This window comes from Pseudogracilibacillus amylolyticus (SeqCode), assembly GCF_051918545.1.
Classification (GTDB): Bacteria; Bacillota; Bacilli; order Bacillales; family Amphibacillaceae; genus Pseudogracilibacillus.
This window is the reverse complement of the sequence record NZ_JBPPZG010000060.1, coordinates 1-18,764: the sequence shown is the minus strand read 5'-3', so window position 1 is coordinate 18,764 and position 18,764 is coordinate 1. Positions and strand designations below refer to the sequence as shown.

Here is an 18,764-nt window from a genome sequence, read left to right as displayed (position 1 = left end):
AACATTTGCTACTTCTTTCATCATCGTTTGAACAGAGCGAATAATTTTCATGTTTAAATACCTACTTTATACTTTTGGTAAGATATCCATATTCTTTAATTTGTACGTATGTTCCTCCAACGGAAAATTGTTGTTTTTTACATCCTCTACATAATTTGCAACGGCTTGGGTTCCATATAGATTTAAATTTGCATACGTTTTAACGAATTTAGGAAGTCTTTCAACACCATATTGTAAGATGTCATGGTAAACTAACACCTGGCCGTCACAGTCTGCACCTGCGCCGATTCCAATCGTAGGTATATTGATTGTTTCTGTTACAAGCTTACCAAGTTCCTTCGGGATACATTCTAATACGATGGCGGCTGCACCAGAGGCTTCAAACCGCTTTGCATCTTCAAGTATTTTTTTACTATCCGCTTCATCTTTCCCTTGGACGCGAAATCCGCCTAACACATTAACAGTTTGTGGTGTAAGTCCTAAATGTCCGATAATCGGAATGCCCCCATCGGTTAGTCGCTTCGTTAAGGTCAATGTTTCTTCCGTCGCACCTTCGATTTTAATTGCTTGAGCATCTGTTTCTTGAAACAGCTTCGTCGCATTTTTAATCGAATCTTCAAGCGATGCGTGATACGACATGAAAGGCATATCAACAGCAACGAATGTATTCTTTGCACCACGTCTTACAGCTTTAGCATGATGGATCATATCGTCTAACGTGACTTGTGTAGTAGATGAATAACCTAAAACAGTATTCCCGAGTGAGTCACCGACTAAAATACAATCTACATTCGCCTCTTCAACTTGCTTTGCTGACGGATAATCATAAGCTGTAATCATCGTAATTTTTTCGTTATTCTGTTTCATTTTTAAAAAATCTGTAATGGTTAACATTATTTTTTCCCCCTTAAAACCAGGTAATTTCACCTGAATAAACTTTTTCAATTACTCCATTTTCATTCTTTGCCAAAAGAGCACCATCTTCTGCAATCCCTAAAAAGATACCTTCCCATAATTTGTTACCAGATTTTATTTGTAAACGTTCATTTAATCTAAAGCCATAATTTTCCCAAGTTTGTTTTACTTGATTAAAACCGTGATCGATATAATGCATATATTTTGTTTCAAATGTTCGAATTATCTCTTGAATAATCGGGAGCATATCCCAACTTTTTTCTGTTTCAATTTGTAGTGATGTAGCTCTATTACTTATTTCATTCGGTAGATCAGCTTTCGTTTGGTTAATATTTATTCCCATTCCGATAATCACATAAAGTACAGTATCTTGCTCTGCTTGCATCTCTGTTAATATTCCCGCCATTTTTTTACCATCAATTAAAATATCGTTTGGCCATTTTATTTGCGGTCTAATTTTTGCATAACTATCTATTACATTTGCCAATACGGTTGCTGTTAATAATGTTAATTGGGGTGCTAAATAAGGTAAAATAGTTGGGCGAAGGATAATACTCATCCAAATACCTTTGCCTTTTTCAGAATGCCAAGCTCGGTCCGTTCTGCCTTTTCCTTTTGTCTGTTCATCCGCAATGACAATCGTTCCGTGATTGGCTCCATCAAGTGCCAATTCATGCGCAAGACGTTGTGTTGATGTAATCGATTCTCGGTGGATAATGGTTTTTCCTAACCAGTCTGTTTCAAGTCCCCATGATATTGTATTTTCACTTAATTTGTTCGGAAAACTTAGGATTCGATATCCTTTTTTGGCCTTTCCTTCAATTTCATAGCCATCTTTTTTTAGTTCATTCATATGTTTCCAAATGGCACTTCTAGATATGTTTAATTTTTCGGATAAATATTGTCCAGATATATACTTTTCTTTATTTTCTGCTAGAAGTTTTATTAGTTTGTTTCGGGTGGATGACATCTAATCCACTCCTTTATATGTTGATTATTATTATTTAACTCATTCATGACAACCTTGTATTCTACTTTCTTAAGCACTTCTTCCATCCAAGAACCCGGGTTTCTATCTGGAAAAATTTGCATGATATCATGACCGTCTATTCTTAAATCATTTCTAGTTTGAATAGCCAATGCCTTTTTCTTATTGTAAAGGCTCTTTAAACTAGTAGGTTTATTAAACAAAAGCTCTATTAGGTGATCAAATGAACGAAAATTACAAAGTTCCAACCGATATATAAGCCAAGAATCCATTCCATTTTTATTAAAATAAGAAATTGCTTCAAAAAGGTTCATTGCATCCCGTTTAACTTGGTTAGAACATTTCCAAGCCTTTACCCAATCGGATATTGTAATATTCTTTTCCAAATAATGAAACATGGCAATTACTTCCGCAAATGAGTAAAAAGCCGATAATGGTTTAGGTATCCGTTCAATTAATTTATATTCATTACTGAAAACGGGAAGATGTTTAAATCCTTGTATTTGAATTAAATAATCGATACTATTTTGTACGAACTCACCTTGGAATATTTTCGAAAATTCATTCGTTAATCGTTCTACCGCTACGGTTTCAATTTCATTAATTAAACTTTTCATCTGTTGTAATGTTTCCGTTTCGATAGAAAATCCCAATTGACTTGCAAATCTAAGTCCACGGATAATTCTTAGCGGATCTTCCATCAATCTTTCTCTTGGATTACCGACTGCACGAATGAGTTTAGCATCCAGATCTTTTGTTCCTGAAAACAGATCAATTATTTCCCCGTGCTTATCCATTGCTAATGCGTTAATGGTAAAGTCTCGCCGTTTAAGATCTTCGTCAATATTATTAATAAACATCACATCGTCTGGGTGACGTTGATCAGAATAATCGCCGTCCTTACGAAATGTTGTTACCTCATAAGACCCCCCTTTATGACGAACAATGACAGTACCATGTTCGATTCCAACTGGGATTACTTTAGGAAAAATTTGTTGAACAATTTCAGGTGCGGCCGAGCAAGCAATATCAATGTCCCCAATGTTTCTATTTAACAATAAATCTCTAACACAACCGCCGACAAAATAAGCCTCGTACCCATGCGCTTCCAATTTATCAATTACTTCGACCGCTTGTTGAAAAGCTTTTGTAAACATTCTCATTCACCTGAACCATTTTTTATTAGTAACTTTTCATATAACGCAATATACTGGTTGACAATCTCTTCTGAATGAAAGAGAGAACGGGCTCTATGTAGTGCTTGTTCTGAAAATTCCTTTAGTAAATCTTCATTTTCCAGTAAATGAATAGCATAACTTGCAGCGGTCTCAGTATCGCCCAATTCTACTATATAACCTGTCTCTCCATGAGAAATAACTTCCGGTATTCCTCCAACATTCGTTCCAATTGCAGCTACCTCACAAGCCATTGCTTCTAAAAGAACTAGTCCAAAACTTTCTTGCTCTGACATTAATAATTTAATATCTGAAATGGATAATAAATCACTAATATTTTTTTGTTTACCTAAAAATAAAACGTTATTTTCCAAATTCAATTTATTTACGATTTCATAAGCAGTTTGTAATTCAGGCCCATCTCCAACTAAGATTAATTTTGATTTTATATTCGCTTGGATCATGAAAAAGGTATTTATAACATCTTTAATTCTTTTTACTTTTCTAAAGTTTGAAATATGTATAATTACTTTATCATCCGGGTCAATACCGTACTCGCTTTTAATAAAGTCATTTTCTTTTTTAAAATACTCTTTTTCATTCACAAAGTTATAAATTACATCTATTTCTTTCTTCACTTGTAATTGTTGAATCGTTTGATCTACTAAATCATGAGATACTGCTGTTACAGCGTCGGATTCCTCAATGCCGTATGAAATCATTCGTTTAAACGTTTGGTCAATGCCTAAGACAGTAATATCAGTTCCATGTAATGTTGTAACAATTTTAACATCATGTTCTGCAATGTCTCTTGCTAATATTGCGCTAATAGCATGTGGCATTGCATAATGTACATGTAATATATCCAGTTGCTCTCGATCGATGACTTCAGCCATTTTTGCAGCTAAAGCTAAGTCATATGGTGGGTATTGAAAAACCGGGTAATGACTTATTTCCACTTCATGAAAATAAATTTCTGGATTTATACAATCCAGACGATATGGAAGACTGGAAGTAATAAAATGGATTTCAAATCCTTTTTCCGCTAGCAATTTTCCCAGCTCTGTTGCGATAATTCCAGATCCTCCAATTGTAGGGTAGCATGTAATTCCTATTTTTTTCATTTGTTTACACCTTTAGACTTCTTGTCTTTAACAATTTTTCGCCAAGTAAAATCTCCACGTTCTAAGCCATGGATTAAAATCTCAGCGGCCGCAATATTAGTTGCTAGTGGGATTAAATGAACATCACTCAGACGCATTAACGCACTAACATCTGGCTCATGTGGTTGAGCCGTCAATGGATCTCTAAAAAATATGATCATATCCATTTCATTGTTTGCAACAAGTGCCCCTATCTGTTGATCTCCCCCGATAGGACCAGATTGAAACTTATGGATCGATAATTTTGTCGCTTCCTCGATACGCTTTCCTGTAGTACCAGTTGCATATAATGAATGATTTTCTAATACATGTTCATAAGCGATCGCAAATTCTATCATATCATTCTTTTTTTTATCGTGTGCAATTAACGCTATATTCATATTACCCCACCGATCTATTTTTTAAATTTTAGTCTAAATCCATTACATGTTCTAAACCATAAATTAGTTTTTGCAATTTCATTACTTCATTTATACCAAGTTTTAATCCATCCATAAATGATTCACGATGGAAAGAATCATGTTTAATGGTTAGTAATTGACTTTTGCTTCCAAAAACAACTTCTTGATGTGCAACCAATCCAGGTAACCGCATACTATGCACACGAATACCTTCTATTTCCCCTCCACGGGAGCCTTCAACAATTTCATATTCTTCTGGATGTCCTTGTTTTTTCGGATCACGTGATTGTTTAATCATTTCAATTGTCTTTAATGCTGTACCAGACGGGGCATCTATCTTTTTATCATGATGTTTTTCAATAATTTCTACATCTGGAAAATACTTAGCAGCCATTTTTGAAAATAACATCATTAAGACAGCCCCTAATGCAAAATTAGGTGCAATGATACAACCAGTTTTATTTTGCTCAGCCAAAATAGATAATTCATCAATTTGAGCTTCTGTAAAGCCTGATGTTCCAACTACTGCACGAATGTTAAGCTGTAGCGCTAATTTGGTATGTTCAAAGCCAATTTGCGGAATAGTAAGATCCACAAAAACATCTGGCTCCATTTCTTCAAAACATGTTTTTGCATCATCATAGATCGGTACACTGTTTTCACATACATGATTAATTTCATCAAGTGATTTTCCGTTATTTTTTCGGTCGATACAAGCGATTAAATTGAAATTTTCATCGTTTGTTATCATCTTAATAGCCTCTGTTCCCATTTTACCCCTTGGGCCTGCTAAGACAATATTTATTGCCATCATAAATCCTCCTCAAGATGTGCGTTTTCAACTTGTTTAGTCTTTTTTGTCCACCGATCTTTATCCCTAGTTCTAATCTTAGACATTGAAGTATGAAATGCCTTAGAAAGATCCATATCTAGAGAATTTGAAAAACATGCGAGAACAAATAGGATATCCCCTATTTCTTCTTCAATCGTTTTAGGTTTTTCGGTTGGTTTTTTTGTTTTTTCACCATATGTATGATTTATTTCTCGTGCTAGTTCACCTACTTCTTCAGATAGGCGGGCAACTAAAGCCAAAGGTGAAAAATACCCTTCTTTAAATTGTGAAATATATTCGTCAACTTGCTGTTCCATTTCTTTTGTCGAATAAATTCGATTTTTATCCATAGAATCTCCTTAAATAATGAGTAATTAATCTTTATGTTAGCTAAAAGATCAAGATTTGACAAATTATTTAGCTGTAAAAGTCAATATTATCATTGTATACTTACCAATATATGTCTATACTAAAATACGATATCTGTTAGGAGGACTGACATGTTAGGGATAAGGTTTAAAAATATAATTTTTATATTAATTGGGGCGGCAATTTTTTCTTTTGGAATCGTTCATTTTAATATGCAAAACCATTTAGGAGAAGGCGGTTTTACCGGGATCACATTATTACTTTATTTTCTGTGGAAATGGGATCCTGCTATTACGAATATCGTCTTAAATATACCTGTATTTTTTATTGGTTGGAAGATATTAGGTAGAACTACGTTTATTTACACATTGATTGGTACTTTTTCTGTCTCTCTCTTTTTATATATCTTTCAAATTAAACCGTTTCAAATTAATCTGCAATCTGATTTGACGTTGGCAGCACTTTTTGCCGGCGTATTTATTGGAGTAGGTTTAGGAATTATATTTCGTTATGGCGGTACTACGGGCGGAGTCGATATTATTGCCAGAATAGTAAACAAGTATGTAGGTTGGAGTATGGGACGTACCATGTTTATGTTTGATTTTGTAGTTATTACTACTTCCATCTTTACATATTTAAAATTAGTCGAAGGAATGTACACATTGCTTCTTGTTTATGTAGGAGCCCGTGTAATAGATTTTATTCAAGAAGGTGCTTATTCGGCACGGGGAGCTACTATCATATCTAAAAAATATACGGAAATCGCCGATAAAATAAATACAGAAATGGAAAGAGGAGTAACCGTATTAAGCGGGAGAGGTAACTACACGCAGAAAGAACAAAATGTAATTTATTGTATCGTTGCAAGGAATGAAGTCGTCAAGCTAAAAAACATCATTAATGATATTGATCCATATGCTTTTGTAGCCGTTACTGCAGTTCATGAAGTGTTAGGAGAAGGATTTACATTGGATGAAAAAAAGCAGCCTCTTAATATGTAAAAAAAAGAAGCTAGCACAAAATTTTCATAAAAAATTTGAACTGTAACTCGTATTTCTTTAATTTAAGTTCGTATTAATTCAGATTTTCTGATAGTTGTTTTAAAATTTAATCGATAATCTTCATAAATTGTGCAGTAAGTTCGAATAGCAATAATCATACCGCTACGGAAATACACTGCGCTTTCCGCAGGCGGCTGATGAGCCTTCCTTGTGCTACGCACTGCGTTGTCTCACCTAGGCCTTTCCTCCTGTAGGAGTCTCCGTGTATTTCCTTCGCTGGGTGTGATTGGTAAACTCTCTACACAATTTGATATTACTATCACCATGGTTGATTGAAGCGGAGGACAGTTGACTCCTGCGGGAACAGCACGTGTCCGAAGACCCCGCAGCGGTGTTCTTCCGCGAGGCAGGTTAAGTACGCGACGTCCTGTCGCAACACCTGCACTTGCACGTCCTGTACTTCGGAGGCTGAGGCCGTGACCGCGGAAAGCAACTGTCCGCAGCGGAAATCAACGGTTTACAAATTTTCATTACTGCACAGTTTCCTTCAACTATAAATTAATCTGTAAATGTTCGTCTTTATAATTTTTGTTTAAAAAACTCAGCCTCATAAAAAAAGAAACAGTTTGAAGGATTACCTTCAAATTGTTTCTTATTAATCATTACTATTAGCAAAGATAAGAATGAAACGAATTAATTCTGCTACTGCAACAAGTGCTGCTGCAACATATGTTAGAGCCGCTGCGTCCAATACTTTTTTTGTTCCTCTTTCTTCACTATTTTGAATAATTCCCGTCATTACAAGTTGATCTCTTGCTCGATTCGAAGCATTAAATTCAACTGGTAATGTCACAAGTTGAAACAGTACAGCAAAAGCCATAAAAATAATTCCAAACAAAACTAGGTTCATCATATCAAAAATAAAACCAATTAAAATGATCCATATTGCACTACCGGAGCCGAATGATGCGAGCGGCACTAAAGCAGTTCTAAATTTTAAAAATCCATAATCTTCGGCATCTTGGATTGCATGACCAACTTCATGAGCTGCTATAGCTGCAGCAGCTGTTGAATGTCCATGGAAATTACCACTAGATAATCGTACTACTTTTTGTCTAGGATCATAATGATCAGATAAAACTCCTTTTGATTCTTCGATTTGTACGTCATATAAACCGTTTTCGTCCAATATTTTACGTGCAACTTGTGCTCCTGTCATATGAGAAGATGAGGCAATTTGTGAATATTTTTTATACGTACTTTTTACTTTCATTTGTGCCCACATAGGTATAATTAGTAATAATGCAAAATAAATTAACGTAGTTCCTAATGACATCAATTATTCCTCCAGATCCTAGTTAAATTTAGAATTCCTTATAGTCAATAATAGTCAAATTTCTTAAAGAAGTCAATTATTTACGTCTCTTTTTTGTTCATTTTTTTTATGTCCTCTGTATTTTCTCCAACTTACATAAGATAATGTAACCATAATTACACCACCAATAAGCATGATCATCCAATAAAAGGGAATAATGCTTGAGATGTAAACATCTTCTTTGTTCTCCACTTTTGCGTAAGCTTCATTTATTTGAATCAAACTTACGAAAATAATAATGACCCCTATCAAAAATGAGCCAATAAGTATCGCGAGTTTATTAAAGAACCGAATAGAGATCACCCCACTTATAAGTACTGTTAAATTAAATATATGTGGGATAATTTTAATATATGTAAATAAGGAATCTTTCATAAACCTACTTTTGTTTATTTTTAATGGTTAGCTGATAAGTTAACATGATTGTAAAAATGGAGAGCCAAAATGTAAAATAACCAATTTCTTTAATATAGTCTGTTAAGGATGAATAAATTGGCATCATTCCAAACACGTAATCAATGATTTCATTATGTAGTAGTACAATACCTGCAAGGGTTAAATGTTTTAATTTTATTTTATAATAAGGTACATATAAAAGTCCCTGCAAAGCCATTGCCCCATGAGATGCAATTAACATGTAGCCTTGCCAGTCTAAAGAGCCATCAACAATCAACGTAAAAATGTTCATGACTACCGCCCAGACACCATACTTAAATAATGTAGTTACAGCTAAAGCTTCGATATAAGGTACATTTTTATTAAATATAAAAAAGAGCAAAAATATCGTAAAAAACAAACTTGCGGTTGGACTATCTGGTACGAAAGGTAAGAAAATAGTGGGGGTAATTTTTAATTGGCTTTGATACCAAATGTATCCATAAATCGTACCTAATAAATTAATGATAAATAATATAATCAAAAATTGTCGGTTTAGGAGTATTTGATTTAATTGCAATAAATTCACCTCTAATTAGTATTAAGTATAGAAAAGCACCTTTACCAATTGTTAGGCAAAGGTGCTTGTACATACTATTCTTCTTCTGCTTCTTCATTAACACTCATTATAAAATCGACAAGCTGCTCTAATTCTTCGTCAGTTCCAGTAAATATATCTGGTGGCATGTCTCCGATACCGTTGACAGCAATTTCCGCTACTTCTTCTGGTCCGTATTCAATTCCGATTAAAGAAGGCCCTGTTGCTCCACCTTCAAGAGAATCTCCGTGACATCCTAAACAGCTGTTTTCATAGACAGCATATCCTGGATGATCGACATCAATTTCTGTCATCTCGTCTGGGTGTATTGGTTGGTTATCTGCAGCAATCTGTTTCCAATCAACAGGAGCTGCTGACTCATATGTTAACCAGAAAACAGAAACTAAAGCAAGAATCATTATTCCAACAGCAATAGGACGTTTAGGTGGTCTTCTACCAGGTCCATTATCAAGGAATGGAGCGAGTAGTAAGGCACCAAAAGCTAGTCCAGGCAAGACGAGTATTCCAAATAAAATATATGGTCCACTCGCAAAGTCATATTTTAGTAATTCATATAAGAATAAGAAATACCAGTCTGGTAACGGTATATAAGCAGCATCTGTAGGATCGGCAACTCCCTGTAAAGGAGGAGGAGCCGCTATTGTTGCACATAAAAATCCGATTAAGAAGACAGATCCCACAAGCCATTCTTTCAGTAAGAAGTTAGGCCAGAATGCTTCTGTACGTCCAGGATATTCCGAATAATCTTTAGGTACTGTTGACGTTTTATCTGCGGAAATTCGAGAATCTCCGACAAAACGCATTCCTTTACCTCTTTTCATAGCTTTCCCTCCTTTTATAGTGGTCCAGCAATACCTTGCCTACGTATTAAAATAAAATGTACTGCAAGCAGTGCAAATAATGCAGCTGGTAAGAAAAATACGTGAATTGCAAAGAATCTCGTTAATGTCTGTGCACCAACGATCGTTGGGTCACCTGATAATAACGTTTTTAACTCAGTACCGATAAACGGAACTTGTTCTGCAATTTCAAGACCTACCTGTGTAGCAAAATATGCTTTGTTATCCCACGGTAGTAAATAACCAGTGAATCCAAGTGCTAGCATGACAAAGAAGATTAACACTCCAACCATCCAGTTTAATTCACGTGGCTTTTTGTATGCTCCTTGGAAAAATACACGCATCGTATGTAAAAGTAACATGACAATAACTACACTTGCACCCCAATGGTGCATCCCACGAACAATTTGTCCATGTGCTACCTGACTTTGTAAGTAATAAACTGACTTCCATGCATTCTCAATATCAGGAACATAATACATCGTTAAGAACATTCCTGATAAGACTTGTATAACAACGACGAAGAATGTTAAACCACCAAAGCAATAAACGAACGCTGAGAAGTGATATGCAGGGTTAACATGTTCAGGTACTTCATGATCAGCAATATCACGCCAAATTGGTGCAACATCTACTCGTTCATCAATCCAATCATATAATTTTTGGATCATTACGTATTATGCCTCCCCTCTTGGTTTTGGTTCGCCAAGGTACAACATTCCGTTTTCAACCTTATGTTCGTATACGTCTAATGGCGCTGTTGGTGGTGTACCCGGTACGTTTACACCATCTTTATAGTAGCGACCATTATGACATGGACAGAAAAACTCATTTGGATAATCTTCACTGCCTTCCCAAGAAACGAAACAACCTAAATGTTTACATACTGGGGAAAATGCTTGAATATCACCATTTTCATCTTTGAATACCCATGCTGTACGGTTAATGTTTGATGTATACCATCCATCAACTTGTTCGACTTCCCAGTCAACACGCTTTGGCTCATCTGTAAGATCATCAACAGAAATCTTAACATTAACTAACTCTCCCGCCTCTCCTGCACTTTGAAGTACTGGATCAACAGCAAATCGCAACATAGGTACAAGCATACCAGCAGCCATAAAACCACCTAATCCAGTTAAGGAGTAGTTCAAGAATTGTCTACGGGATACTTGTTGTTTTTTGTCACTCATGGTTTTCCCCCCTCTTACACGTTTTCACGGACAATTTTAAATTTATTACTAGGACAATTCAATAATAGCTTAAAGTTAGGACATGGTCAATTATTAATACATTTTGTAACAAATATTTTGGTTTTTACAGAATATTAACTAGTGTTTACCAATAAGATCGAATTAACTCACTTATTTGTTCAACTTGACTGCGAATAAGTTTCACAGCATCTTCTGAATTTATATTTCCAGGTTTCATACCAGGAAGCCAAAGTAAATTGCAATCTAAATTTTTTTCAACTTTTTTCCAAGCGTTATCGAAAGTTATTACAAATATAGATGTAAATGGTTGTGTTTTTACATCTTCAATCCAACTATTTATACGGTTTACCTCATGATCAAGGTTTGAAGATTTCAAATAAGCGTATGTTGGAGCAAGTAAAACTCTGCCACTTAATTCTTTTTCAATCTCATTCGTGTAAATACTTAGTACTTCACGATGAAAAGCATCATTTTCCAAACTTGTCTCTTGTGATAAATGAAAAGCCTCTAAAGGAATAATTAATGTATCAACATATTCCTTTGCTTGTACATATTTTTTTAAATCCTCACTTAGCCACTTCACAACATTAATTCCTTTCCCATTTAGTAGTATTTTAAACTTAAAAATTATTATCCATATTTTTATAAAAATCTTTCAACTTACTTGAATAATGGAAGAATTTATTAATATCTTTATGATCTAAAGCTTTATTAATTTCTTGATGCAAATATTTTTCTTTCCCTTTAACTAATAATTCGTTTAATAAGCTTTCCGTATATTGCTTATCCATCTCTAATTGTAATAACTCTTCCTCTATGACAGCTTTGTATAAAGGATGTGAATTTTTTTCGGGAAAATCAATTTGAATATAGAAAGCTTCCTCATGATATAAGTGTAATTCATGGTAAGCTGTATACACATCATTTGTACGAACATTTCCTTTGAAAAATAAAAAGTTACGATCTTCTTCCAGAGTTGAAATGATTATCCCTTTAGGACAATGTTTTATATCATGAACAAAATGTAAGTTTTGTAAAGCTCGTTCATCTACTACTAGATCTTCAAGGAACCAGTTAATTTCTTGCACTTTAACGTTATAGTGAGAAATAAACCATTGTAAAAAGTGTTTTTTTGATTGAATGGATATCGGAGCAGACATTGTATAAATTTCAACCCCTTTCTACAGAATTAATCGTAACATATTTTACTCATTAATTGAAAATTTTAATCGCTCTAAAAAGGATGATGTTTCCTCATCGAAAGGCTCAAGGCTAGTATACTTTTCTAACACCTTAATTGCGTTTTCATGTAGTCCTTCTTCTGTTAGAAAATAGCCGTATTCTTTCATAAATTCTTTGTCATCTGATAAGTAAGTACTTGCCTCTTCGTATGATTTCAGTGCTTCTTTATATAGTTCTTCTTCAGTATAAGCTCTAGCCAGTTCCCATTCATATATTGGATCACTTGCTCCAGCATTTTTACAGCTAGTAATAAGGTCGATTATATCAGTGAATTGATTTCTGTCTTTATACAGCTGAATTAGTAAAAGGATTGCTTCCTGGTAATCAATATCCAAAGAAATAGCTTCTTTTAAGAAATTTATAGCTTCTTGTTGATCGTTTAAAGATAAAGTAAGTTGTGCAGCCAAATAATAGAGTTCTTTATTAAATTCGTCATATTTAAGACCTTCTTGAACAATAGCATAAGCTTCTTTCAGTTGCCCTTCTTCCTTCATTGCTAAAGCCAGTTCTGGATATACCGAATGATAGTGAGGGTCGATTTCAAGTAATTGTTTCCAAACATTGATAGCAATGTCATTTCTTTTTTGCTGAAAAGCCGTAAAACCATATTTAAACAATGTATCTGGGTCTTTACTTTTCGATTTTTCATAGTATGCCAATGCTTGTTCATAGTGGCCAATTAATGCATGACATTCGGCTAAACGTTCATTTAAAAATATACCATTTATATCTTTTATTTCTCCTTCAACTCTTTCATAAAAAGGAATTGCTCGACTGTACTGTCCAATGGAAAATAGGAGTTCACCAAGTGCAAAATCAATTACTTTTTCATTTGGAGCTAATTGCTTAGCTTCGAGTAGTTTTTGTTCCGAAACTTCAAATAGCCCTTGTGCTTGATATAAATCTGCTAGTTGAAGCAATGAATTCACATAATAGACATCTTGTTTATCAATTTGATTCAATAATTCAATAGCTAATTCATCTTTTTCTAGTTCAATATACATCTCCACAAGTTTTGTAATGATCTCTCCTTCTTCAGGGTAATCGCTTAGTAATTCTTCAAGAACTACAACTGCTTCCTCAAAGAAACCCCATTCGTAATACAACTCAGAGATCATAAACTTCTCATCATCTGAGGCGGTGGGGAGATATTCCTTTAATAATTTTAATGCCTCGTCCACTTTGCCTTTTTCCATGAACTGCACGGCTTTTTCGATAGAAACCATTCGTACATACTCCTTTTTAAAAATTGGTAAAATTAAAGCGCATTACAGGCTAAACTTAACATTCCTGTTACCACATCTGAACTCTAAAAGTTTAGAACAGCAGTGACTGATGACTCTTGCAACGCCACATCTCAAGATTGAACCATCGACACTAGTATGTCCCGTAAATTAGAAGGGCTAGATTAGAAAACTTGGCATTCGTTAAAGAAAACATGCCCTGATCACTAGGGGTATGCCGACGGTTAGGCAGAGAGCCTGTTCTTAGTCGGCCTTCCTAGCGAAAGACAGAGGTGATGTTGCGCTTATGCTCTTGAGTGAAAGCCTTTAATAGCGAATGCCTTAGTTGCACTTACGAGTGACTGACGTGCCGACAAATCTTTACGGTGGGACGAACGAAAGAGCAAATGCCCTTCGATGGGACGAGTAAGCGCAGTCCCAGTCCTAGGACGCCTGAGATTTTAGCCAGTGAGCAGTAGGAAGGTTTTTCCTATCTGCCAATGAAAAATAGAATCTACACATGCAGATTCTATTCATTCGTTATATTTTTTAAGTCTTCAAAGAATCGTGGATACGAAACAGCTATTGAAGAGGTATCATCTAATGTTACAATATCTTCCGTAATTAATGAAGCAATAATTCCCATCATGGCGATTCGATGATCACTATAACTTTTTATTTTCCCGCCAGATAACGCTGTTTTACCATGGATAATCATCCCATCTTTTTGCTCTTCAATGTTTGCCCCTAATGTTGAAAGCACATCTATTACTGCGTTAATTCGATCTGTTTCCTTTACTCTTAATTCCTCGGCATCTTTAATGATAGTAGTTCCATCTGCTTGAGTAGCGAGTAAAGCAATAATTGGGATTTCATCGATAAGTCTTGGAATAAGTTCAGAGGCAATCGTGGTACCTTTTAACTGACTATAGGTTACTGTTACATCACCTAATAGTTCGCCACTTATTTCCCTTTGATTCGTAATTTTAATATTAGCATTCATATCTAATAAAACATCTAAAATACCTGAACGAGTAATATTTAATCCAACATTCTTTAACGTAATACGGCTATTTGGCACGATGGCTGCAGCAACCATAAAAAATGCAGCTGAAGAAATATCTCCAGGGACAGTAACGTTACAAGCTATTAAATTATTTTTATTCGTCACCTTTATTACATTTTCATTTACCCGAATATCCGCACCAAAAGCACGTAACATATTTTCTGTATGATCCCGCGTTTTTGCTTTTTCAATAACTGTTGTTTCACCTTCCGCAAATAAGCCAGCCAATAGTACAGCCGATTTTACTTGAGCACTTTTAACGGGAAGTTTATATTCAATCCCCGTTAATGTAGTTCCACGAATAGATAGTGGTAGGAAATTGCCGTTTTTTCTCCCATCAATTTGTGCTCCCATTTGTTTAAGTGGTGTAGCAACTCGGTCCATTGGACGAACGGTTAAAAAAGGGTCTCCATACATAACCGTATAAAAAGGAAGTGCTGCTAATATTCCGAGCATTAGCCGGGCAGTAGTACCAGAGTTTCCCAAATATAAAGGGGAAAGAGGTTCTTGAAACGATTGGTAACCTTCACTATTTATTTCTACCGATGACCCAGACCTTTCAATCGATACACCTAACTTACGAAAAATTTCGATGGTATGTAGGCAATCTTCTCCATCTAAAAAATTATCAATTACTGTTTTCCCTTTAGCAAGCGACCCAAACATTACTGCACGATGGGAAATTGATTTATCTCCAGGCACGTAAATATCACCATGTAAGCCTTGTTTTACCGGTAAGAAGGATGTATTTTTTTTCAAATAAAACAGTCCTTTCTAACATAAAAAATCACTTAAACATCGATTGTAACATCAAAACCATTCTGTTCTAACAAGGAAAAGGCCCGTTTCTGGTCTTCACGGTTTGTAACACTCAGTCTAAGTGCTCCATTAATATCATCCCGTATTTCCAAGATTTGAATGTTTCTTATGCTAATTTCTTCATCAGCGATTAGTTGTACGACAGACGCAATCGATCCAGGTTGGTCTTTAATATCAACATATACATCATAAAATGATGGTAATGCTCCTCTTGTCTTTTTCTCTCCAAGTCCATCGCGGTATTTTTTAGCTTGATCAAGATAGGTAATCATATCTTCCTTATTATTTTTATCTAAAAATTCTTTTAATGTTACCATTTCATTAATCCAGTCTTGGAGCAGTCGAGACATTTTGGAGCCATTATGCTGAAATATATCTTGCCATAATTTTGGATTGCTTGAAGCAATCCGAGTAATGTCACGAAAACCACCCGCAGCAAGATTTGGTAAATAATGATGAACTTGTTCCCATTTTTTTGCTTGATGGACAAGAGAAGAAGCAATTAAATGAGGGAAATGAGAAATAACACTCGTCATTTCATCGTGTTCATCTGGTTGCAAAATAATAAAATTGCTTTTCGTTTCTCTAAGGACATCTTTTAAAATTCCAACTTTATCCATTGAGCATTCTGTAGTTGGTGTTAATACATAAATAGCATTTTCGAATAAGTGTTCTCGGGCTGCACGAATACCATTTTTATGAGATCCGGCCATCGGATGCCCACCTATAAACGTGATATGTTTATTGGTAAGATTATTTGCTACTTCCAGTATAGACCCTTTAACGGAACTAACATCTGAAACAATAATATCATGTTCCAAATCAATATGATCCAGTTGCTTTAAAAGGTCGATAGTTGCTGTAATCGGTGCTGCTAAAAAAACAATCTCTGCTTTTTTTACTCCCGATTCTAAATCTGTACAAATTTCATCAATCGTACCTTCTTCTAGGGCGATTTGCAATGTATCTGCATTTAAATCATAGCCTAAAATATAGTTCTCTTGCATTTTTTTCATTGCTTTTGCAAGAGAACCTCCAATTAGCCCTAGACCGGCCACTAAAATTTTCCGTTTCATTTCAAAACCCCATCATTTATTTTCAATTGTAATTCTTTTAATATCGGTTGGAGGGCCAACATATCCTCTTCATTTCCTATTGTAACTCGTATCGTATTTGGATAACCAAGTAGGTTACCGGAGCGGACAATAAAGCCGTGTTGTAATAAATAATGTGAAACCTTATCTGCATCTATTGGAGTATGAATTAATAAAAAATTGGTGTGTGATTCATAGTAAGACCAACCAATCGTATCTAAAAAGGTTTGAAAGTCTTTCTTTACTTTGTAATTTAAATTTTTCGTTTCCTCAATAAATTTATCATCTTGAAGGGCAGCAATAGCTGCTTTTTGCGAAAATGAAGTTGTATTAAAGGGCCCCCTAACAACATTTAACTTATGGGCTATTTCGGAATTTGCAATTCCATATCCAACCCTTAATCCAGCTAAACCATAAATTTTTGAAAAAGTACGTAAGACAATTAGATTCGGATACTTGAATAAAGAATCATGTAAAGATAATCTTAATTGTTCTGATACAAACTCATAATAAGCTTCATCCAAAACGACAAGAACTTCTGGTGGTACTTCATCCATAAATTGCTTGAACTCATTCTTTTGAATAATTGTACCAGTTGGGTTATCCGGCGTACAGATCCAGACCACTTTTGTATTCTTGTCAATTGCATTTTTCATTTCTTCTAAATCATGCTTTCCATTTCTTGTCGGAACCTCCCTTACTTCTGCACCTTCAATAAGTGAATGATGACGGTATTGAGTGAAGGTCGGAGAAGCCATTACAGTGTTGACTCCCGGGTATAAAAAAGCACGACAAATAAACGTGATCACTTCATCTGAACCATTTCCAAATACAATTTGCGATTCATCAACGTTAAGTTTCTCAGATAGTTTCATTCGCAAATCGGACGTATAGCCATCTGGATATATTTCGTAATCTATCATACTTTTATTTAATTGCTCTTTTACTTGACTTGAGCAACCATAAGGGTTTTCATTTGAAGCTAATTTGACAATCTTATCCAAGTTATATTTACGTTTTACATCCGCAATTTGCATTCCCTGTTTGTATGCCGTTAATTGATTTAAAATTTCCTTACCAACCATTTAATCACCTTCATTTCCAACTAAATCAGGTCTTAATTTAATTGCTTCATTTAAAAAAATATGCTGTACTTCATTTTGTTTCAATCCCGTCCTTGCAACCATCATCACTCTAATACATAACGGTAAACTGTTTGGTACGTCAATTTCTTTCATACACATAACTGGAACATGAGTCCATCCATTCATCTCTCTTGCAACTTTTGCAGGAAAACTTGCGTTTAAATCATTTGTGACAGAAAATAATACATGAGATATATCCTCAGGTTTGATCTGATTTGTCTCTACCATTGTTAAGACCAATTTTTTAGTTTCTTTCGTTATTTCTGCTTCAATATTACCATTTACCGTTGTAGCTCCCCTAAACCCCCGGATCATATTGCCTTCAACTCCTCTTCAAACATCTCTAATGCTGTTAATACTTCCTGGTCACTAAGTTCGATTGTTTTAGGATCAGCCACATCATTTAGTAAAACCATTTGAACATGCTGATTTTCGGCTTTTTTATCTAATTTCATTACCTCTAATAATTCTGAAATTTTTACGCCAAATAAAGACAATGGATAATTATTTTTCTTTAACCAGCTATAGAATGCTTCATATGACAAGGCTTTATTAAATTTTTGTTCACTAAGTCTTAAGGCAAATAACATGCCTATTGCTACAGCTTCACCATGGGTAATTTTTCCATAACCTAATTTTGTCTCCAAAGCATGGGCTAACGTATGACCAAAGTTTAAAAATTTACGGATATTTGACTCTTTTTCGTCTTGTTCTACTATTTCAGCTTTGATTTTAATGCCATTATATAAATGGTCTCTTAATTGGTTGTTTGATAAGCCATAAATATCAACATTTAGAAGCTGCTTTAAAAAAGATTCATCCGCAATAAATGCTTCTTTAATAAGTTCTGCATAACCGGAACGTACTTCATGTTCCGGTAAAGAACTTAACGTGTTCACATCATAAATA

At 34.8% G+C, this 18,764-nt stretch carries 22 protein-coding genes; 1 reads left to right on the top strand and 21 read right to left on the bottom strand.

What is annotated here, in order from left to right:
- Positions 1-66: 66 nt before the first annotated feature.
- The 7 genes from panB to ACPYKA_RS08765 are packed head-to-tail and all read right to left on the bottom strand — an operon-like array spanning position 67 to position 5,824.
- Positions 67-894, bottom strand: a complete 828-nt coding sequence (gene panB, locus ACPYKA_RS08795; protein WP_479541938.1) for a 3-methyl-2-oxobutanoate hydroxymethyltransferase — start codon at positions 892-894, stop codon at positions 67-69.
- A 13-nt stretch (positions 895-907) separates the two neighbouring features.
- On the bottom strand, positions 908-1,885 hold the full coding sequence (locus tag ACPYKA_RS08790) for a biotin--[acetyl-CoA-carboxylase] ligase (protein ID WP_479541937.1): 978 nt from the start codon (positions 1,883-1,885) through the stop codon (positions 908-910).
- The gene (locus ACPYKA_RS08785; RefSeq protein WP_479541936.1) at positions 1,861-3,060 is read right to left on the bottom strand and encodes a CCA tRNA nucleotidyltransferase; all 1,200 of its coding nucleotides are present in this window, start codon (positions 3,058-3,060) and stop codon (positions 1,861-1,863) included. Before ACPYKA_RS08785 ends, ACPYKA_RS08790 begins: the two co-directional genes overlap by 25 nt.
- Positions 3,061-3,062: 2 nt before the next feature.
- The gene (gene bshA, locus ACPYKA_RS08780) at positions 3,063-4,202 is read right to left on the bottom strand and encodes an N-acetyl-alpha-D-glucosaminyl L-malate synthase BshA (RefSeq protein WP_479541935.1); all 1,140 of its coding nucleotides are present in this window, start codon (positions 4,200-4,202) and stop codon (positions 3,063-3,065) included.
- On the bottom strand, positions 4,199-4,621 hold the full coding sequence (locus ACPYKA_RS08775) for a methylglyoxal synthase (protein ID WP_479541934.1): 423 nt from the start codon (positions 4,619-4,621) through the stop codon (positions 4,199-4,201). The genes bshA and ACPYKA_RS08775 overlap by 4 nt, the downstream gene beginning before the upstream one ends.
- Positions 4,622-4,649: 28 nt before the next feature.
- Positions 4,650-5,453, bottom strand: a complete 804-nt coding sequence (dapB, locus tag ACPYKA_RS08770; RefSeq protein WP_479541933.1) for a 4-hydroxy-tetrahydrodipicolinate reductase — start codon at positions 5,451-5,453, stop codon at positions 4,650-4,652.
- Positions 5,453-5,824 carry a nucleotide pyrophosphohydrolase gene (locus tag ACPYKA_RS08765; RefSeq protein WP_479541932.1) on the bottom strand — a complete coding sequence of 124 codons (372 nt, stop codon included), beginning with the start codon at positions 5,822-5,824 and terminating at the stop codon, positions 5,453-5,455. The genes dapB and ACPYKA_RS08765 overlap by 1 nt, the downstream gene beginning before the upstream one ends.
- 150 nt (positions 5,825-5,974) lie before the next feature.
- Here ACPYKA_RS08765 and ACPYKA_RS08760 point away from each other — a divergent pair, with 150 nt between their 5' ends.
- Complete coding sequence (locus ACPYKA_RS08760; protein ID WP_479541931.1) at positions 5,975-6,844, top strand: YitT family protein; 870 nt, start codon at positions 5,975-5,977, stop codon at positions 6,842-6,844.
- Between the two features lie 655 nt (positions 6,845-7,499).
- On the opposite strand, the gene ACPYKA_RS08755 is transcribed toward ACPYKA_RS08760, so the two are convergent.
- The 14 genes from ACPYKA_RS08755 to ACPYKA_RS08690 form a co-directional block, all read right to left on the bottom strand.
- A complete protein-coding gene (locus tag ACPYKA_RS08755) occupies positions 7,500-8,180 on the bottom strand; it encodes a zinc metallopeptidase (RefSeq protein WP_479541930.1) in 681 nt (226 codons plus the stop codon).
- 72 nt (positions 8,181-8,252) lie between these two features.
- A complete protein-coding gene (locus ACPYKA_RS08750; RefSeq protein WP_479541929.1) occupies positions 8,253-8,594 on the bottom strand; it encodes a sporulation protein YpjB in 342 nt (113 codons plus the stop codon).
- 4 nt (positions 8,595-8,598) lie between these two features.
- Entirely contained in the window at positions 8,599-9,174 is a 576-nt protein-coding gene (gene lhaT, locus ACPYKA_RS08745; RefSeq protein WP_479541928.1) for a lipoprotein heptaprenylglyceryl N-acetyltransferase LhaT, read from the bottom strand.
- Positions 9,175-9,248: 74 nt separating this feature from the next.
- Complete coding sequence (locus tag ACPYKA_RS08740) at positions 9,249-10,034, bottom strand: c-type cytochrome (protein WP_479541927.1); 786 nt, start codon at positions 10,032-10,034, stop codon at positions 9,249-9,251.
- Between the two features lie 14 nt (positions 10,035-10,048).
- A complete protein-coding gene (gene qcrB, locus ACPYKA_RS08735) occupies positions 10,049-10,723 on the bottom strand; it encodes a menaquinol-cytochrome c reductase cytochrome b subunit (RefSeq protein WP_479541926.1) in 675 nt (224 codons plus the stop codon).
- 6 nt (positions 10,724-10,729) lie between these two features.
- Entirely contained in the window at positions 10,730-11,245 is a 516-nt protein-coding gene (locus ACPYKA_RS08730) for a QcrA and Rieske domain-containing protein (protein ID WP_479541925.1), read from the bottom strand.
- Between the two features lie 145 nt (positions 11,246-11,390).
- The gene (locus tag ACPYKA_RS08725) at positions 11,391-11,849 is read right to left on the bottom strand and encodes a DUF2487 family protein (protein WP_479541924.1); all 459 of its coding nucleotides are present in this window, start codon (positions 11,847-11,849) and stop codon (positions 11,391-11,393) included.
- A 37-nt stretch (positions 11,850-11,886) separates the two neighbouring features.
- Complete coding sequence (locus ACPYKA_RS08720; protein ID WP_479541923.1) at positions 11,887-12,426, bottom strand: YpiB family protein; 540 nt, start codon at positions 12,424-12,426, stop codon at positions 11,887-11,889.
- 45 nt (positions 12,427-12,471) lie between these two features.
- Positions 12,472-13,734 (bottom strand): tetratricopeptide repeat protein, encoded by a 1,263-nt coding sequence (locus ACPYKA_RS08715; protein WP_479541922.1) that lies wholly within the window; start codon positions 13,732-13,734, stop codon positions 12,472-12,474.
- Positions 13,735-14,260: 526 nt separating this feature from the next.
- A complete protein-coding gene (gene aroA / locus ACPYKA_RS08710; RefSeq protein WP_479541921.1) occupies positions 14,261-15,556 on the bottom strand; it encodes a 3-phosphoshikimate 1-carboxyvinyltransferase in 1,296 nt (431 codons plus the stop codon).
- Positions 15,557-15,588: 32 nt separating this feature from the next.
- Positions 15,589-16,692 (bottom strand): prephenate dehydrogenase, encoded by a 1,104-nt coding sequence (locus tag ACPYKA_RS08705; protein ID WP_479541920.1) that lies wholly within the window; start codon positions 16,690-16,692, stop codon positions 15,589-15,591.
- On the bottom strand, positions 16,689-17,795 hold the full coding sequence (gene hisC, locus ACPYKA_RS08700; protein WP_479541919.1) for a histidinol-phosphate transaminase: 1,107 nt from the start codon (positions 17,793-17,795) through the stop codon (positions 16,689-16,691). The genes ACPYKA_RS08705 and hisC overlap by 4 nt, the downstream gene beginning before the upstream one ends.
- The gene (aroH, locus tag ACPYKA_RS08695; protein WP_479541918.1) at positions 17,796-18,170 is read right to left on the bottom strand and encodes a chorismate mutase; all 375 of its coding nucleotides are present in this window, start codon (positions 18,168-18,170) and stop codon (positions 17,796-17,798) included. It abuts the gene before it with no gap.
- Positions 18,167-18,764, bottom strand: a 598-nt coding sequence (locus ACPYKA_RS08690) for a 3-dehydroquinate synthase family protein (RefSeq protein WP_479541917.1), incomplete at its 5' end; no start/stop codon positions are given. The genes ACPYKA_RS08690 and aroH, both read right to left, overlap by 4 nt.